The organism is Chamaesiphon sp. OTE_75_metabat_556 (assembly GCF_031378165.1).
GTDB lineage: Bacteria > Cyanobacteriota > Cyanobacteriia > Cyanobacteriales > Chamaesiphonaceae > Chamaesiphon.
Genome location: NZ_JANNDR010000534.1, coordinates 1 through 1,988, shown reverse-complemented (window position 1 = coordinate 1,988; position 1,988 = coordinate 1). Strand labels below are relative to the sequence as shown.

Annotated in this window: 3 pseudogenes; all 3 read right to left on the bottom strand. The window is 45.1% G+C overall.

The features are described from left to right. Positions 1-132: 132 nt before the first annotated feature. Positions 133-342 (bottom strand): annotated as a pseudogene (locus tag RMO27_RS21155) (IS1634 family transposase); the annotation flags it as partial. 21 nt (positions 343-363) lie between these two features. Next, positions 364-639, bottom strand: a pseudogene (locus RMO27_RS21150) (ISKra4 family transposase); the annotation flags it as partial. 142 nt (positions 640-781) lie between these two features. Continuing rightward, positions 782-1,544: pseudogene (gene istB, locus RMO27_RS21145) on the bottom strand (IS21-like element helper ATPase IstB). Positions 1,545-1,988 lie beyond the last annotated feature (444 nt).

Sequence of the window (1,988 nt, the reverse complement as noted above, 5' to 3'; positions counted from 1 at the left end):
GTCTGATGACATCGGCTTCTTTGCTTTTTTAGCATAATCTAGCTAGATTACTTATATTTTATCCCACATTCCGCAGGTAAATCAAGAAAGGAGATAGTATTTACGGCAAGGAGCACCAAAGAACTGGAGAATCTATAACCGCTCAGTTTTGAGATTGGTGATGTGCTTGGCCCCGGCAATAGTAAGCAAATGAATCGACATGAAACATTGAAACATCCATCGGAGGGTATGTTTAGCAGTAGACTTACCCACTTGATTCTTAACAGTTTGTTGAGCATTGTCCAAAGCTTGACGCAGTGAACGTTGGCCGAGACTGTAAACGAGCAAACATAAACCCATCACCGGGAGCATCCCACTTTTTATTTAGCGATCGCAAATTAAACCGTTAAGGTAAGCGCAGCGATGCGCTAATACTTGAGGAACATTTTCAAATTTCCACTGTGCTCCAGAGATTTTAGTCCGGCGATCAATCTGCTTAATTGCAGACTCAATGGAACCAGAACCAATCGAACAAATTTGTTCAGCTTGAAAATAATAATAATTAATTATACGATGACGATGTTTCTCTAGATAAACACAAAAGTTTTCAGCTTGCTTGAGAGTACAATCACCGAATAATTTAATAGTCTCGTCAACTTTTTCTTACCAGAGTAATTGTTAAATGTCAAGTGGTTAGACGTGACGCGACAGGTTATTGTCGGATAGGTGACGCGAAAGCTTTCCTCAGATCGAAATGACAAGTACAGATCGCTTGCGTTAGAAGCACAAAAAAATAGAGCAGTTAGGAAGGAGAGTTATTCAAACGATCGCTAGCAACCTGACGACGATAGCTATCAGACTTGATTTCAAAAATCGTGCCATGATGCACCAATCGATTACCTCCGGTAGGCTACGCCAACGACAGCAGCGACCGTCATCATCGAATCTGAAAAAATCGAATCCCATTGGCTGAAAGGCTGATTAGCAGTGATGAGTAAGCTTTTCCGCTCATAGCGATGAGCGATTAACTCAAACAGCACGGAGGTCTCCGCCTCAGACTTTTTGACATAGCCCAGATCGTCAAGCACCAGCAAGTCAAAACGATCTAACTTCCTGAGTAAAGCTGGCAGTTGTAATTGCAGTTTAGCGTGCTGCAACTCCTGCACCAAAGCATTGGCAGCGAAGAACTTAGCCGGCTTACCCAACTCCACCATTCGACGAGTCAAACCAGCAGCCAAATGAGTTTTACCGACACCAGAAGGGCCAAACATCAGACAATTGCCTGCCCGCTCCAACCAGGTGACATCTTCAGCTAACTGCATCAGTGGAGCAGGATTGAAGTTAGGACAATGAGTAAAATCAAAGTTGGAAAAACTTTTTGCGCTGGGAATTTGAGCCTCGGCAAGTGCTCCTTGCAACCGCAGATCGTTGCGGCGTTGTGTCTCTTGTTCGCATAATGCCAGTAAGAATTTGGCATAAGACCATTGCCCCTGCATAGCTTGGTGTTCGATAGATTCCCAGTGCGCGAGCATGTGAGTCAATCGGAGCTGTTTGAGGTGGAGCATCAGGTGCTGGTGAGGACTCAGGGCTGTCGTTGAGGGCAGTGGTGCGTTCGAGACTATGTTGTTGTTGAGGGGGCTGGGATTCAATGAGTTGGTCATAACTGGAGAGATCGTGTTGTGTGACGGTCAATTGTGGCAAACTCTTGGGAGCATCCTGACGAAAGTGCTGTTGAAGTTGTTTAAAATTGAGAGTTTGAGCTGTCAATTCCCGTTCCAGATAGTCGGCAACAGCCACTTCCTGGTTTTGGGTCGCGGCAATATATAAAGCTTCAACCATCAACACAGCAGCAGTGTCTAGGTCGAACTGAGCGGTTAATTCTAACCACCGTTCTCGAAACGCTGGAGTGGGTAATAACTCTTGCTGCCAAGTGCAATAAATAAAGGCTCTGGGCTTGCGTCGTAAACCTTCAGTTAGGGGGAAACGCAGAATTCGGAGAATATTGCACG